This is a genomic window from Streptomyces sp. CNP082, assembly GCF_059570535.1.
On record NZ_JCANSZ010000001.1, the window covers coordinates 284935 to 300004 of the forward strand.

Consider the following 15070-nt stretch of genomic DNA (forward strand, 5'->3'; position numbering starts at 1 on the left):
CCCCATCACCGGGGCGGACGTGTGGCGTTGGGGGCGGCAGTGGCAGGTTCTGAGGGGCTGGAGTTCGACTTCGCCCCGCGCGCACAGGTGCCGCTCTCCGGCGCCCAGGGTCAGACGGCCGCCACACACGCGCTCGCCTCCACGGCGTACCGCGACAGCGCCGTCACCAAGCTGCTCGACGCCAACAACGACTGGAGCAAGTCGGACTTCAAGAAGGGCAGGTTCTCGCTCTTCGAGCCGAACCTGGGCGAGGCGTTCGCGCGCGCCGTCACCGTGCGGATGCTCGCCGACGGGCGCAAGCCCCTCATCCAGTCCTTCGGTACGGAGCCGCAGGCGGTGCTGGAGCACTGCCTGGCCGCCAACCGCTACCGCAAGGAGCGCGACACCCGGCTGACCGTCGTGATGGGCGTCTTCGGGCTGCTCTTCCTGCCCGGGGTGCTGCTCTGGCTCGGCCTCTTCCAGCTCCGCCGCACCCTGGCCGGGGCGTCGGACAAGCGCGTCGGCGCGGTGGGGTACGTCCTGCTGGCCATCATCGGCCTCGCCGCCGTCTACGCCTTCATCACGCTGCCGCTCAACGGCCTGCTCGGCATCTATCTGCGCGGCCTGCTGGTCGCGCCGGTCATCGGCTGGTTCTGGGCGAGCCGGATCTGCGAGAAGTACGCCAAGGGCCTGCGCGAGCACTGGTCGGCGCTGCTCTCCGGCGGCGGAGTCGGCGCCAAGATCCCGGAGGCGGTGCCGAGCAACCCCGGCGAGGCCAGCGCCGAGCGGCTGCGCCTGGGCCTGGCGAAGCTGTCGGCGGAGCAGCACAGCAACGTCGTCTTCTACGCCGGCCCCAAGGGGATACTCGGCATGGGCACCCGCTGGGGTGCCTGGCACCTGGCGGAGGACCTCAAGCCGAAGGAGTCCGGCAGCGAGATCCACCCGTTCCGCAGCTGGGACGTCGTCAGGGCGGTGCACGACCAACTGCGCATGCTGGAGCGCACCCCGCTGCACACCGGCGGCTTCCCGGCGCCGGCGATAAAGCACTGGATCGTCGCGCCGATAGGCGAGGGCGCGGGCGAGGTCGCCCGGCCCGGCGGCGCGATCGTCGACGGCTATTCCGTACGGGACTTCGAGGTCCAGCGGATCTGCAACGAGCAGCAGTTCGACGCGGGCAACCGGCACTATCTGGGCGTGCAGTTCACGCTCTGGGACGGCCAGTTGGTCATCACGCTGCTGGTCTCGGTGACCGTGCTGCACCAGACGCTGCGCATCGAGGTCACGGGGCACGCGCTGGGCCCGGTGCACCCGCTGTTCACCAGCAAGCCCAGCCGCGAGACCAAGACGGTCAGCGGCATGAAGTTCTGGGAGACCAAGGAGAAGCCGCTGCCCCTGGTCCGCGCCCCCGAGGTGGTGCGGCTGGCCGTGCGGGCGCCGTTCACCTGGTATCCGCCGCTGCTCGACTACTTGGGCGGCAAGCTCAAGCTCCCCGAGCCCTTCGGGCTGCGGCACGTGTGGGCGGACAAGCCCTGGCGGCACCGCTTCATGGCGGACGACGCGCTGCGCGCGGCGACGCCGGTGCTGCGGGTCGTCCACCAGGCCGCGCTGCGGGTGCTGGAGGACAACAACGTGGACACGACGAGCTTCGGCGCCCGGTCGATGGCGCTCAGCGGGATGGTGCAGAGCGCGGAGCCCCGGCGGGCGGACGTGTACGACGGCTGACGGCGTGCGCCCCGCGGCGCTGCGGCCCGCGGCCCGCCGGACGGGCACGCGGCCACCGCGCAGCGCCGGCGGGGTCAGTCCCGGGGCCAGGCGTCCGCGAGCATCGCGCGGGTGTCCGCCAGCAACTGCGGAAGCACCTTGGTGTGGCCGATGACGGGCATGAAGTTGGTGTCCCCGCCCCACCGCGGCACCACGTGCTGGTGCAGATGCGCGGCGATGCCGGCGCCCGCGACGAGGCCCTGGTTCATGCCGAGGTTGAACCCCTGGGCCCCGGACGCGGCGCGCAGGGCGGTCATCGCGCGCTTGGTGTAGGCCGCCAGCTCCGCGGTCTCGTCGTCGGTCAGCTCGGTGTAGTCCGCGACGTGCCGGTACGGGACGGTCATGAGGTGCCCGGAATTGTAGGGATACAGGTTCAGGACCGCGTAGACCTGCGTGCCGCGGGCGAGGATCAGCCCATCCTCGTCGGACTTCTCCGGGACCGCACAGAACGGGCACCCCTCGCCGGCCGCGGTGCCGGTGGGTTTGTTCTCCCCCTGGATGTACGCCATGCGGTGCGGCGTCCACAGCCGCTGGAACTGATCCGGGGTGCCGACCCCGAGCTGCTGCTCCGGCTCACTGGTCATGCCCAGCAGCATATGGCGTACGACCGCGCGGACCGGGCCGAGGGGCCCGGGCCCGGCCCGCGCCGGCTCACGCCCCGGCGCGCTCCGCGACCGCGCGGGCCACCTCGTCGATCGCCTCGTCGATCGGCACGCCGTTGTTCTGCTCGCCGCTGCGGTAACGGAACGAGACGGCGCCCTTGGCCATGTCGTCGTCGCCCGCGATGAGCATGTACGGGACCTTGGCCTTCTGGGCGTTGCGGATCTTCTTCTGCATCCGGTCGGACGAGGAGTCCACCTCGACGCGCAGCCCGCGGGCCCGCATCTTCGCCGCGACCTCCTGCAGATACGGCACGTGGTCGTCGCCGATCGGGATCCCGACGACCTGCACCGGCGCCAGCCACGCCGGGAAGGCGCCCGCGTAGTGCTCCAGCAGGACGGCGAAGAACCGCTCGATGCTCCCGAACAGCGCGCGGTGGATCATCACCGGCCGCTGCCGCGAGCCGTCGGCCGCGGTGTACTGCAGGTCGAAACGCTCCGGCAGGTTGAAGTCGACCTGGATCGTGGACATCTGCCACGTCCTGCCGATGGCGTCCTTGGCCTGCACCGAGATCTTCGGCCCGTAGAACGCCGCCCCGCCCGGGTCCATGACCAGTTGGAGGCCCTGCTTGCCGGCGGCCTCGCGCAGGATCTCGGTCGCCTCCTCCCAGACCTCGTCGGAGCCGATGGACTTCTCCGGATCCTTGGTCGACAGCTCCAGGTAGAAGTCCTCCAGGCCGTAGTCGCGCAGCAGGTTGAGCACGAAGGTCAGCAGCGAGTCCAGCTCGCCTGCCATCTGCTCCTTGGTGCAGTAGATGTGCGCGTCGTCCTGGGTGAAGCCCCGGGCCCGGGTCAGGCCGTGCACGACGCCGGACTTCTCGTACCGGTAGACGGTCCCGAACTCGAAGAGGCGCAGCGGCAGCTCGCGGTACGAGCGCCCGCGGGCGTCGAAGATCAGGTTGTGCATGGGGCAGTTCATGGGCTTGAGGTAGTAGTCCTGGCCCTCGTCGAGCTGCATGGGCGGGTACATGCCGTCGGCGTACCAGTCCAGGTGGCCCGACTTCTCGAAGAGCTTTCCCTTCGTCGCGTGCGGGGTGTAGACGAACTCGTAGCCCGACTCCTCGTGCCGCCGGCGCGAGTAGTCCTCCATCGTGCGGCGTACCACGCCCCCCTTGGGGTGGAAGACGGCGAGGCCCGAACCGATGTCCTCGGGGATGGAGAAGAGGTCCAGTTCGGTGCCGAGCTTGCGGTGGTCGCGCTTCTCGGCCTCGGCCAGGAACTCCAGGTGCGCCTTCAGCTCGTCCTTCGACGGCCAGGCGGTGCCGTAGATCCGCTGGAGCTGCGGGTTCTTCTCGCTGCCGCGCCAGTACGCGGCGGCGGAGCGCATCAGCTTGAAGGCGGGGATCATCCGCGTCGTCGGCAGGTGCGGGCCGCGGCAGAGGTCCTTCCAGCACAGCTCGCCGGTCTTGGCGTCGAGGTTGTCGTAGATCGTCAGCTCGCCGGCGCCGACCTCCGCGGAGGCGCCCTCCGCGGCGTCGGCGGCGCTGCCCTTCAGGCCGATCAGCTCCAGCTTGTACGGCTCGGCGGCCAGCTCCTCGCGGGCGTCGGCGTCGGTGGTGACGCGGCGCGAGAAGCGCTGGCCGCGCTTGACGATCTCCTGCATCTTCTTCTCGACGCGCTTGAGGTCGTCGGGGTGGAAGGGCTCGGCGACGTCGAAGTCGTAGTAGAAGCCGTCCTTGATGGGCGGGCCGATGCCGAGCTTGGCCTCGGGGAACAGCTCCTGCACGGCCTGGGCCATGACGTGGGCGGTGGAGTGGCGCAGGATGTCCAGGCCGTCGGGGCTGTCGATCTCCACCGGCTCGACGATGTCGCCGTCGGCGACCTCGTACGCGAGGTCCTTCAGCACCCCGGCGACGCGGGCGGCGATCACTGTGCGCTGGCCGGGGAAGAGGTCGGCGGCCGTCGTGCCCGTCGTGACCACGCGCTCTTCCCGCTGGGCGGCATCGCGGCTGATGATCACACGGACGTCGGACACGGGGACTCCTTCGCTGGGAACGGGTGCCGCGCGGGCGGCGGCACCGGCGTGAATCGTACCGAGCCCGGGGGGCGCACGGCGAAATCGGGCGTCGCGTGCGCAGGCCGGCGCCCTCAGCCGTCGCCGTACGCCTCGTCGAGGAGGTCCGGGTGCCCGTGCGGCGCCTGCGGCGGCCGGTCCCGCCGGGCGTCCTCCACCGGTACGGGCCGCACCCCCGAGGCCCCGGTCAGCCGCCGGAAGCCGCCGCGGCTCTCCAGCCGGCCGCTGAGCCGCACCGGCACGCCGGCCAGGTGCGCCTCACCCGCGACGCGGTACGCCTCCTCGTCGAGCGACGTGCGCACCTCGGTGACGTCCGCGCCCGCGAGCACCCGCAGCCGCACCCGGCCCGGGCCGGCGGCTGCCGACCGGCTGAGCCGGATGACGGCTGCGGTGAGCCGGACCGGGAGGGAGGGCTCCCGGTGCCGGTAGCGCACGGCGGCCTGCTGCAGGGCCGGGATATCGCCGGGGGTGAACTCCACCGCCTCGGGGACGGCGGCGAAGCCCTCCGGCGGCGGGTGCGCGGGGGCCCAGGCCAGGGTGATGCGCACGCCCTGCGTGCCGCGCACGAGCGCGGTCAGGGCCTCGGCCAGCTCGTGGCACACACCGAGTCCGACGGCGCCGTCGAAGGCGTCCATGCTGCCGGTGGTGCGCTGGTGGTCCAGCGCGTCGCGGGTGCCGCGCAGGGCGCGGAGCAGGGCGGTGGTGACCGATCGCCGCGCCGGCGCGGGGACGAAGGCGGTGAGCCGGGCGGCGTGGGCGCCGGGGCCGAGCAGGGTCTCGTCGACGTCCCGCGCGGCCTGCGGGCGCAGCCGGGCGCCGTGGAACCCCGCGGGGCGGCGGGCGGCGAGCGCGCCGGCCAGCAGCATGGCGCGGGCGGCGGCGGACAGCCGCTCGGCGTCGGCCCACCGCGCGGGCCCGGCACGCCGCTCGGCGCCGTACTCCCAGCTCACCTCGTCGCTGGGGACGGCCAGGGCGGTGAGCACGAGGGGGGCGGACGGCTCGGGGCTGCGGGCCAGCGCGGCGAGGGCGTCGGCGAGGAGGTCGGTGCAGTCGGGGAAGGCGCGGTCGGACGGTACGAGGACGCCGGCGCCGCCCGGCGCGGCGCCAGGCGGGGTGAAGCGCGCGTACCGCCCGGTGGAACCGCCGTGCCGGCGCCAGCCATGGCGGGCGAGGAGGGCGCCGAGCACGGCGGGGTCGGTGTGGTCGGGGTCGGGCTCGGGGGGCTGCCGGTGCATCAGGGTCTCCCTCCCCTGCCGGCCCGCGGCGCGTTCCCGCGGCGCGCGCGGCCGTCGACGAGGCGCACGGCGCGGCGGGCCGGAGCGCGGCGGGCCGGAGCGGCCCGGTGGCGGCAGCGCCGCGGTTCCGGCCGCGCGTGCGCGGCCTGTAAGCCGGCGCGCCGGTCGGTGCCGCTGCCGGGGAAGGGCTGCGTGAGGGTGCAGCCGGCAGCGGCAACGACCGCGCGCGGGCGGCCGGTCTGCCGCGTCTGCGTACGCGCCGCCACGGCGGGGGCGGTGCGCCGCGCGGCGGCCCGCTCGGGGAGCGGGCCGCCCGGTTCCGGCCGGGTGAGGGCCATGGCCCAACTGCCTTCCACGCGCTGTCGGTAGCGGACGGGGGCCGGCCCTGCCACGGGCGGCCGAGACGCGCCCGGCCCTCACTCTCTGTTGTCACCGCGCTGACTCTCCGCCAAACAACCATTGTTCGAACGGGGGGTGTTGCGGGTATCACCGGGTGGGTGGGCCTGCCCTCCACTACCCGTAAAAGTCCAGGGAGTTGGGGCTGATGACGCTCTGGTACGAGGGGCCGCTCGCGGCCTTCGACACTGAGACCACCGGCGTGGACGTGGAGCGCGACCGGATACTCTCCGCAGCCGTCGTCGTGCAGCCTCACATCACCTCGCCGCCGCGCTGTACGTCGTGGCTCGTCTGCCCCGACGTGGAGGTCCCGGCGGCGGCCACGGCGGTCCACGGGCTGACGCTGCCGCATCTGCAGCGCCTGGGCCGCTGGCCGGCGCCGGTGATGGAGGAGGTCGGCAAGGCGCTGGCGGCGCAGTGCGCGAGCCATGTGCCGCTGGTGGTGATGAACGCCCCGTACGATCTGTCCCTGCTGGACCGCGAGTTACGCCGGCACCGGGCCTCCTCGCTGCCGAAGTACCTCGGCGGCGCACCGCTGTGCGTGCTGGACCCGCTGGTGCTGGACCGGCACCTCGACCGCTGCCGCAAGGGCCGCCGCACCCTGACCGCCCTGTGCGAGCACTACGGCGTGGAGCTGACCGGCGCCCACGAGGCGGGCACGGACGCCACGGCGGCGCTGCGTCTCGTACGGGCCATCGGCCAGCGCTACGCGGACCGGCTGGGCGAGCTGAGCGCCGCGGAGCTGCACGCGCGGCAGGCGGTCTGGCACGGCGCCCAGGCGCGCGGCCAGACGGCGTGGTTCGCGCAGACGGGCTCGGACGAATGCTGCGACCCGGCCTGGCCGTTGCGCACGAGCGGTCTGGCGACCGTGGCCTGAGCGGTGCGCGGGGAACGAGTGAGGGCCGTCCCGCGCAGTGCGGAACGGCCCTCTCCGGGTGGGCGATACTGGGATCGAACCAGTGACCTCTTCGGTGTGAACGAAGCGCTCTCCCCCTGAGCTAATCGCCCCGGAACGCCGTGGTGGCGTGGCCAGAACCATACCGCGCGGTGGGCTCACTGTTCAAACTCGCAGCCGCACCCGGAGACGCCGCGGGCGGCCCGTACCCGAGGTGAGCATCCCCGCGTGCCGCTCACCGGCCTTCGCCGACGTACCCCCGCGCGCCTCCGTCACAGCACGCCCAGTTCTCGTTACTCTCCGCATCCATGGAGTCCAAACTATCCGTGCCGGAGAGTTCACCGGAACGGACCCGCTCCGAGAACCCTCACTAGGCCGTACGAACTACGAAAAACATCACAAAACAGTCAGAGGGGTTTACAACGCCCCGGTAGGTGGCATGTCGACTTCGCCGACGTGCGAATCCCCGAGCGCACACTGAGCGAAAGGCCCTGGCGCTTATGAACCACACGGTCAGCTGCGAGCTGCACCTGCGCCTCGTTGTGTCGAGCGAGTCTTCCCTGCCTGTCCCCGCAGGTCTGCGGTACGACACCGCGGATCCTTACGCCGTGCACGCCACCTTCCACACGGGCGCAGAAGAGACGGTCGAATGGGTGTTCGCCCGCGATCTGCTCGCCGAAGGGCTCCACCGCCCGACCGGCACCGGAGACGTCCGCGTCTGGCCATCCAGGAGTCACGGCCAGGGCGTCGTCTGCATCGCCCTCAGCTCGCCCGAGGGCGAGGCGCTGCTCGAAGCGCCCGCGCGGGCGCTGGAGTCCTTCCTGAAGCGCACGGACGCAGCCGTGCCGCCCGGGACGGAGCCACGCCACTTCGACCTCGACACCGAGCTCTCGCACATCCTCGCGGAGAGCTGAGCCCCTGCGACCCCACCGTCCGCAGCCGTCAGCCTCGGGGAGACGGCCGGACCCGACCGGACAACCGCATCAGCACCGCCGTCGTGCCACTCTGGGCGACGGCGGTGTCACGTTTTGGCTAGAGTCGGCGTCAGACCGACCAGGGGAGCACGCGGCCCGACCAGGGGAGCGAACGGTGCTGATCAATCACGACACCCGGTGCGCGCTCGACATCGTCGTAGCGCTGCTGAACACCGACACCGGGGGCGAGGACGCGGACGTGCTCGTGGACGTGGGTGCCCTCCAGGGGTTCACCGACGAGCACGGGATCAGCGGGATCGAGGCCCTCTGCACCTCCGACGTGGCCGCGGTGCGGGCCGTACGGAACGACCTCTCCGCCGTCTTCGCCGCCCCGGACGACCGGGCGGCGGCGGAGCGGCTCAACGCGATCGTGGCCGCCGCCGGCACGACGCCGCAGCTCACGGACCACGACGGCTACGAGTGGCACGTGCACTACTTCGCCCCGGGCGCCTCCGTCGCCGAACACCTGGCCGCGGACGGCGGGATGGCGCTGGCGTTCCTCGTCGTCGCCGGCGAGCGTGAGCGGCTGCGCCGCTGCGAGGCGCCGGACTGCGGCCGGGCCTTCGTCGACTACTCGCGCAACCGCTCCCGCCGCTACTGCTCCAGCCGCACCTGCGGCAACCGGCTGCACGTGGCGGCGTACCGCGCACGGCGGCGGGAGGCGGCGGCCGAGAACGGAAACGGGACGGGGACAGGGACGAGGGCAGGGGCGGGGACCGGGAAGGCGGCTGCCGGGGCAGGCGGCGGGGCGGCGCTCACCAGCTGATGAGGTCGTAGACCGACGTGCCGAAGATCAGCACGCCCACGACGGTGAGAAAAAGCATCAACGGCGGCTGGGACAGGGCGAAGAGGCAGCCTCGGGGCTCGGCAGGGGCGGGAGGCCGCGGTGCGGGCGTGTGATCGTTCATCTCGCGCAGATAATTGCGCAGGCCCGCATACCCACGTGGGCAACACGCCAGGAAATACCGGCCTGTTCACGAAGATCGGCCGTGCATGATCGATTCTTGTCGTTGGAGACCGACTCAGCGGCTGCGCAGGGTAGTTCGGCGGGGCCGCAGCGTCAGATTCCGTGCTTCTTCAAGATGGCCTCGATGTCGGAGAAGTCCTCGTCTCCCGCGCCGGAGCCCTTCCGGCCGGACGCCGCCGGCGCCGAGCCGCGCGACCTGCCGCCCTTGCCCCCGCCCAGCGCGGGCCGCGACGCCGAGGGCGCTGCCGCAGGGGCCGCGGCGCCCCCGCCCGCCTTGCGCTTGGCGCGCTCGCCGGCGAGGCGCTGGCCGACCCACAGCACGACGGCGACCGCGAGCACGCCGAAGCCGCCCCAGACCGAGGGCTTGAAGACCAGGTCCGTCGCCCAGTCCCCGGTGGCCTTGCCGACCTTGCCGCCGAGCTCGACAAGCCCCGCCATGGCCAGGCCGACGGGCACCAGCGACAGGGCGGCGATCTTCGTCGCCCGCCGGAACCTTCGCCGGTATGCGGTCAACAGCGCGATCGCGAGCCCCGCCGCGGAGAGCGCGGCGCAGACCGTGGTGGTGAACATGCTTCCATCGTGCACCGGAACGCGCCGCGATTGCCATGGTGCGGCACGGCATGGGGGACATCTCCGGGTCCGCCTCGTCCGCAGGACCGAGACGGCGGTGCCCCGCGGGGACTGGAAGACTGACGTCCATGGAGAACGATGTGAACGGCGCGCCCGTCCTCGACGTGTGGTGCGAGCTGCAGTGCCCGGACTGCCGGACGGCGCTCGCCGACGTGCGCGCGCTGCGGGAGCGCTACGGGGACCGGCTCGACATCCGGCTGCGCCACTTCCCGCTGGGCAAGCACCAGCACGCCATGGCGGGCGCCCAGGCCGCCGAGGAGGCCGCCGTGCAGGGCAAGGGCTGGGAGTACGCCCAGGCCGTGCTGGCGCGGGTGGAGGACTTCGCGAAGCAGGGCGAGCCGCTGCTGGTCGAGGCGGCGCGGGAGCTGGGCCTGGACGCGGCGGAGGTGGAGACGGCGCTCGTGGACGGGCGGCACTTCCTGGTCGTGGACGCGGACGTCGCGGAGGGCAAGGCGATCGGGGTGACGGGGACGCCGACGTACGTCGTCGGGGGTGAGCGCCTGGACGGCGGCAAGAGCCAGGAGGGGCTGCGGGAGCGGATCGAGGAGATCACGGACCGCCTGCTGGCCGCGGCGGACTGAGCCGGGACGCGGCGGGCGGGCTGCGCACCGCGGGGCCCCGGCCGGCGGGCGGGCACCCACGCGAGGTCCGTGGCGGGCCCGCGCGGGCTGGAGCGGGTCGTACGGCCCGGGCGGCCGGGGCCGGCAGCCGCGGCGCGTGCGGCGTCCCTGAGGCCCCAGCCGGATCCGGACGGCCGGTTGCGGGCGGTGTGCGGGCAGCCCTCGGGCGACGCCGCGGCCGGCGCGCACGCGGCCGGTCAGACCAGGGGCTTGCGCAGGTGGTAGGCCGTGGGGCCGTAGCCCAGGGACTCGTACAGGCGCAGCGCGGCCTCGTTGCCCGCGAAGACGTGCAGGCCCACGGTGCGCAGCCCCGCGGTCAGGCACTCGCCCTCCGCGGCGCGCATCAGGGTGCGCCCGTGGCCCCTCCCCCGGTGCTCCGGGGCGACGGTCACCGAGTAGACGTACCCGCCGGTGGCGATCCGCGGTCGCAGCGCGATCCAGATCGTGCCCACCTGCACCCCGTCCTGCTCCAGGACGCGCAGCGCCACGTCGGGGGTGGCGGTGCCCGCGGGCAGCAGGTCGTCGTGGTTGGCGCGGGCCCGGCTGCGGGCTTCGTCCGGTGACATCCCCTGCTCCAGCCACCGCTGCGCGTACCCGTCCGCCTCCGCGGTCCGCCAGGCCGGGTACTCGTCCGCCGTCATCGGCCGCACCACCGAGCCGCGCGGCGGCTCGGGCGGCGCGGCCGGCTCCTTGGCCAGTGTCCGGCCGGTCTCCGTGTAGCCCAGTGCGGTCGCGAGCCGGAGGCCGACGTCCGCACGGGCGTCCAGGCTGAGCAGGACCTCCCGGCAGCCCCAGCCGCGCAGCACCTCCTCAGCGGCCAGCGCCGCCACCGTGCCGCGACCGCGACCGCGTTCCGGCAGCCGGATCCGCAGCGCGCGCACGCGGCCGGCGGCGGGGCCGAGGCGCGGGTCGGTGGCCAGTTCGACGTCGCCGACCGGGCGGCCGTTGACGCACACGGCGTATGCGCGCACACGGCCGCCGTCCGGCTCACGCCGCTCGGCTCCGGCCGGGCGCAGGTGGGTCGTCATCGCTTCCCCTTCGTCCTCGCACCGCTCGTCCTCGCACTGCTCGGCGTCCCGCTCCCGGCCCCGGGGTCGCTACGGGTCGATGCCGGCCGCCGACCGCTCGGCGAACACCTGCATCGCCTTCGCCGCGACCGGCCCGGCGGCCCCGGGCAGTTCGCGGCCGTCGAGGCGGCGTACGGCCTGGACGTCGCGCAGCGAGGAGGTCAGGAAGACCTCCTCCGCCTCGCCGCCCTCCGCGAGCACCGAGAACGGCAGGTCGGTCTCCTGCGCCCCGGTCCATTCCAGGACCAGTTGCCGGGTGATCCCGGCCAGGCAGCCGGAGGCGAGCGGCGGGGTGTGCACTTCGCCGCCGATGACGACGAAGACGTTGGAGCCGGTGCCCTCGCAGAGCCGGTCGCGGGTGTTGGCGAAGAGCGCTTCGCTGGCGCCGCCGTCGTGCGCGCGGGCCAGTGCGACGACGTTCTCCGCGTACGACGTGGTCTTCAGGCCGGTGACGGCCCCGCGCTCGTTGCGCGTCCAGGGCACGGTGACGACGTCCGTCTCGTCCGCCCCGGGCTCGGCGGCGGCGAGGGCGGCGACCAGGGTGGGGCGGGCGTCGTCCGCGTCGCTGCGGTGGGAGGACAGGGGGGCGGCGCCGCCGGTGTACGTGATGCGCAGCCGGCCGTGCGGCACGGGCTCGGCGGCCAGCACCGCGGCGCAGGCCCGGCGCACCTCGTCGAGGTCGGGCTCGGGCAGGCCGAGGCCGCGGGCGGAGCGGGCCAGGCGCTCCAGGTGCCGGGTGACGGCGAAGGCGGTGCCGCCGGTGGCCTTCAGCGTCTCGAAGACGCCGTCGCCCACCGTGATGCCGTGGTCGAACACGGAGACCCGTGCCTCGGCCAGCTCGCGCAGCCCGCCGTCCAGCCAGACCTTCATGGGCGTACGGTCCCTTCACTCGTGACTTCCGCCTCCGACGCTACCGCGAGCAGCCGCGACGCCTTCAATTCGGTCTCCCGCCACTCCTTCTCCGGGTCCGAGCCCCAGGTGATGCCCGCGCCGGTGCCGAAGCGCAGCAGGGGGCCGCCGGCCGCGGCGCGGTCGATCCAGAACGTCCGGATGCCGACGGCCAGTTCGCCGGTGCCGCGGTCGGCGTCGACCCAGCCGACGCCGCCGCAGTACGGCCCGCGGGGCGCGGTCTCCAGCTCGTCGATGAGGCGCAGCGCGCTGCTCTTGGGCGCGCCGGTGATGGACCCGGCGGGGAAGGTGGCGCCGATCAGCTCCGCCCAGCCGGCGCCGGGGGCCAGTTCGCCGCGGACGGCGGAGACGAGGTGGACGAGGCCGGGGTGCTCCTCGACGGCGCAGAGGGCGGGCACGGTGACGGAGCCGGTGGTGCAGACGCGGCCGAGGTCGTTGCGCACGAGGTCGACGATCATGACGTTCTCGGCGTGGTCCTTCGCGGTCAGGTCGGCCGTGGTGCGGCCGGTGCCCTTGATGGGGCCGGACTCGACGGTACGGCCGGTGCGGCGCAGGTACAGCTCGGGCGAGGCGGTGGCGACCTCGACGCCGTGCGCGGGCAGGCGGACGACGCCGGCGTACGGGGCGGGGTTGCCGCGGGCGAGGACGGCGGCGAGGGCGTCCACGTCGGCTGTGTCACCGTCGGCACCGGCGTCGGCGGCGGCCCCGACCCGCGGGCCGGGGAGCGGGGCGCTGAGGATGCGGCACAGATTGACCTGGTAGACGTCGCCGGCGCCGATGTGCTCCCGTATGCGGTGCACCCCCGCGACGTAGCCCGCGCGGTCGAGCGAGGTCGTCCAGTGGGCGGCGCGGGGGCCGCGCCAGCGGTGTGCGCGGGCGGCGGGCGGGTGCGGGTCGGGGCGTACGTCACCGAAGCGCGCGCACACCGTCCGGCCCTCGTACCCCGCGACGACGGCCCACCAGCCGGTGGAGTCGAGCGCGGCGGGGTCGTCGGTCACGTCGCGCAGGTCGGAGGCGACGAGACCGCCGAAGCGGGCGAGCGGGGCGAGGCGGGGCACGTCGCGAGTCTATGGCGGCCGGCCGGTATCAGGCCGGGCCGGTGCGGCGGGTGCGGGTACGGCCGGTACGGGTACGGCCGGTGCGGGCCGGGTGCGTCAGGTGCGGGTACGGGCAGGGTACGGGCCGGCGCAGCCGGGTACGTCAGGGCCGGGATCAGGCCGGCCCGTGCGGGAAACCGAATTTGAGCTGGCCCCGGAATCCGCTAAGGTTCATGACTACCGGAAGCGCTTCACCGGCGCCTTCGGAGCACGACCGGCGGACGTAGCTCAGTTGGTAGAGCATCACCTTGCCAAGGTGAGGGTCGCGAGTTCGAGTCTCGTCGTCCGCTCGATGGGGGTCTGACGGACCCCCGCTGGTGGAGTGGCCGAGAGGCGAGGCAACGGCCTGCAAAGCCGTCTACACGGGTTCAAATCCCGTCTCCACCTCGGACGATTAGCTCAGCGGGAGAGCGCTTCCCTGACACGGAAGAGGTCACTGGTTCAATCCCAGTATCGTCCACCACCGAAGGCGACCCACGGGCCCGCGCACCGCGCGCTCACGGGTCGCCTTCGTCGTTGGCGAGCGGCTGCCGCACGCCTTCAGGACCTGACACGAAAGCGATGTGCAGGGATCGGGCATGACGGATACTGTCAAAATATGAACGACCGTGCTGCCATTGTGTTCCGTGAAATACCCGAAAGTGACATCGACCGGGCTCAGGAGCTGGCCTATCTGGTCTTCCACGCGAAGCCCGAGGGCGAGCTTCGCAAACGCCATCACGAACTCCTGGCGGGCTGCCTGCGCATCGGCGCGTACGACGCGGACACGCTGGTCGGCATGGTCGCCACGCTGCCGTTCACCATGGCCGTCCCCGGCGCCGAACTCCCCTGCCCCAGCCTGACGTTCGTCTCGGTCGCACCGACCCACCGGCGCCGCGGCGTGCTCTCCGGGATGATCGCCGAGCTGTTCGCGCGATGCGCGGCCGAGGGGTGGCCGATGGCGGCGCTGTGGGCCTCGGAGGCCGCCATCTACGGGCGGTTCGGCTTCGGCCCCGGCACGTACGGCGCGACCGTGGAGATCGACTCCCGGGAGCCGCTGCGGCTGCGGATCGCCCCCGACGAGCGGCCCCTGCGGCTGGTGGACCCGGCCGTGGCGCCCGCGCTGCTCGCCCCGTACTACGACCGCACCCGCGCGGCGCGCGCCGGCCGCCCGGCGCGCAGCGAGGAGTGGTGGGCCAAGGAGTGGATGGCCGAACAGGACCCGGACGACGACTCCTTCTCCCGGCCGCGCGTCGTCGCCCTCGGCGACCCGCTCGCCGGCTACGCCGTCTACCGCACCAAGGGCGAGGGCGACCGCCCCGACAGCCCCGGCCTCGTACGCCTGGAGGAGCTGGAGGCGGACACCCCGGCCGTGGCCGCCGCCCTGTGGGGCTATCTCGTCTCCCTGGACCTGACCGGCACGGTACGCGCCTGGGGCCGCCCGCTCGACGACCCGCTGCTGCACTTCGCCGCCGACCGCGACCAGGTACGGGTCACGAGCACGTTCCCGGCGCTGTGGGTGCGGCTGACCGACGTCGGCGAGGCCCTGCGGCGCCGCTCCTGGGCCGCCGCGGCGGACGTCGTGCTCGCGGTGACCGACACCGCGGCGCCGGCCAACGCGGGCACGTACCGGCTCACCGTCGCACCCGGCACCACGGCCGCGTACGAGAGCGCCGACGCCGCGCCGGACCTCACCGTGGACGTACGCGACCTGTCCGCCGCCTACCTCGGCGGCACCACCCTCTCCGCCGCCGTCCGCGCCGGCCTGGCGGCCGAGCACACCGCGGGCGCGGCCGACGCGCTCGACGCCGCGCTGCGCACGCCGCTGCTGCCGCACACGGTCGAGGAGTTCTGACGCGGCACGCCGAACCGGCGTACGCCCCCAGGC

The 15070-nt window shown here is 73.7% G+C and carries 14 protein-coding genes and 4 tRNA genes; 9 read left to right on the plus strand and 9 right to left on the minus strand.

All coding sequences use genetic code 11. The annotated features are described in order from the left end of the window. The first annotated feature begins 39 nt into the window (after window positions 1-39). A complete protein-coding gene (locus B124_RS01200) occupies window positions 40-1701 on the plus strand; it encodes an AbeC-like domain-containing protein (RefSeq protein ID WP_496500690.1) in 1662 nt (553 codons plus the stop codon). A 74-nt stretch (window positions 1702-1775) separates the two neighbouring features. Here the strand turns inward: B124_RS01200 and B124_RS01205 are convergent, their stop codons facing one another. The 3 genes from B124_RS01205 to B124_RS01215 all read right to left on the minus strand — a co-directional run bounded on the left by B124_RS01205 (window position 1776) and on the right by B124_RS01215 (window position 5648). Beyond that, window positions 1776-2336: an HIT family protein gene (locus B124_RS01205; protein ID WP_496500691.1), complete on the minus strand. Its 561-nt coding sequence runs from the start codon at window positions 2334-2336 to the stop codon at window positions 1776-1778. A gap of 55 nt (window positions 2337-2391) precedes the next feature. After that, the gene (gene thrS, locus B124_RS01210; protein ID WP_496500692.1) at window positions 2392-4374 is read right to left on the minus strand and encodes a threonine--tRNA ligase; all 1983 of its coding nucleotides are present in this window, start codon (window positions 4372-4374) and stop codon (window positions 2392-2394) included. A gap of 113 nt (window positions 4375-4487) precedes the next feature. Beyond that, a complete protein-coding gene (locus B124_RS01215; protein ID WP_496500693.1) occupies window positions 4488-5648 on the minus strand; it encodes a hypothetical protein in 1161 nt (386 codons plus the stop codon). 544 nt (window positions 5649-6192) lie between these two features. On the opposite strand from B124_RS01215, the gene B124_RS01220 reads away from it, so the two are divergent. Further along, window positions 6193-6921: an exonuclease domain-containing protein gene (locus B124_RS01220; RefSeq protein ID WP_496500694.1), complete on the plus strand. Its 729-nt coding sequence runs from the start codon at window positions 6193-6195 to the stop codon at window positions 6919-6921. A gap of 59 nt (window positions 6922-6980) precedes the next feature. Here the strand turns inward: B124_RS01220 and B124_RS01225 are convergent. Continuing rightward, window positions 6981-7052, minus strand: a tRNA-Val gene (locus B124_RS01225). Between the two features lie 387 nt (window positions 7053-7439). Here B124_RS01225 and B124_RS01230 point away from each other — a divergent pair. Continuing rightward, complete coding sequence (locus B124_RS01230) at window positions 7440-7853, plus strand: SsgA family sporulation/cell division regulator (protein WP_018836768.1); 414 nt, start codon at window positions 7440-7442, stop codon at window positions 7851-7853. A 175-nt stretch (window positions 7854-8028) separates the two neighbouring features. After that, window positions 8029-8679 carry a CGNR zinc finger domain-containing protein gene (locus B124_RS01235; RefSeq protein WP_496500695.1) on the plus strand — a complete coding sequence of 217 codons (651 nt, stop codon included), beginning with the start codon at window positions 8029-8031 and terminating at the stop codon, window positions 8677-8679. Here B124_RS01235 and B124_RS01240 read toward each other — a convergent pair. Both B124_RS01240 and B124_RS01245 read right to left on the minus strand, forming a co-directional pair. Continuing rightward, the gene (locus B124_RS01240; protein ID WP_496500696.1) at window positions 8669-8821 is read right to left on the minus strand and encodes a hypothetical protein; all 153 of its coding nucleotides are present in this window, start codon (window positions 8819-8821) and stop codon (window positions 8669-8671) included. The two genes, B124_RS01235 and B124_RS01240, sit on opposite strands and share 11 nt — an antisense overlap. Window positions 8822-8973: 152 nt before the next feature. Continuing rightward, entirely contained in the window at window positions 8974-9450 is a 477-nt protein-coding gene (locus B124_RS01245) for a hypothetical protein (protein ID WP_496500697.1), read from the minus strand. Window positions 9451-9578: 128 nt separating this feature from the next. On the opposite strand from B124_RS01245, the gene B124_RS01250 reads away from it, so the two are divergent. Then, entirely contained in the window at window positions 9579-10091 is a 513-nt protein-coding gene (locus tag B124_RS01250) for a DsbA family protein (RefSeq protein WP_496500698.1), read from the plus strand. Window positions 10092-10327: 236 nt separating this feature from the next. Here the strand turns inward: B124_RS01250 and B124_RS01255 are convergent, their stop codons facing one another. From B124_RS01255 to B124_RS01265, 3 genes are all read right to left on the minus strand, one after another. Beyond that, window positions 10328-11158, minus strand: a complete 831-nt coding sequence (locus tag B124_RS01255; RefSeq protein WP_496500699.1) for a GNAT family N-acetyltransferase — start codon at window positions 11156-11158, stop codon at window positions 10328-10330. Between the two features lie 69 nt (window positions 11159-11227). Next, window positions 11228-12067: an aminotransferase class IV gene (locus tag B124_RS01260; RefSeq protein ID WP_496500700.1), complete on the minus strand. Its 840-nt coding sequence runs from the start codon at window positions 12065-12067 to the stop codon at window positions 11228-11230. Beyond that, on the minus strand, window positions 12064-13164 hold the full coding sequence (locus tag B124_RS01265) for a chorismate-binding protein (protein WP_496500701.1): 1101 nt from the start codon (window positions 13162-13164) through the stop codon (window positions 12064-12066). The genes B124_RS01260 and B124_RS01265 overlap by 4 nt, the downstream gene beginning before the upstream one ends. Window positions 13165-13420: 256 nt before the next feature. On the opposite strand from B124_RS01265, the gene B124_RS01270 reads away from it, so the two are divergent. The 4 genes from B124_RS01270 to B124_RS01285 all read left to right on the plus strand — a co-directional run bounded on the left by B124_RS01270 (window position 13421) and on the right by B124_RS01285 (window position 15037). Continuing rightward, window positions 13421-13493 (plus strand) — tRNA-Gly (locus B124_RS01270). Between the two features lie 26 nt (window positions 13494-13519). After that, a tRNA-Cys gene (locus B124_RS01275) sits at window positions 13520-13590 on the plus strand. Window position 13591: 1 nt separating this feature from the next. Beyond that, window positions 13592-13666: transfer RNA gene (locus B124_RS01280), tRNA-Val, on the plus strand. A 156-nt stretch (window positions 13667-13822) separates the two neighbouring features. Continuing rightward, window positions 13823-15037: a GNAT family N-acetyltransferase gene (locus B124_RS01285; protein ID WP_496500765.1), complete on the plus strand. Its 1215-nt coding sequence runs from the start codon at window positions 13823-13825 to the stop codon at window positions 15035-15037. Window positions 15038-15070: the final 33 nt, after the last annotated feature.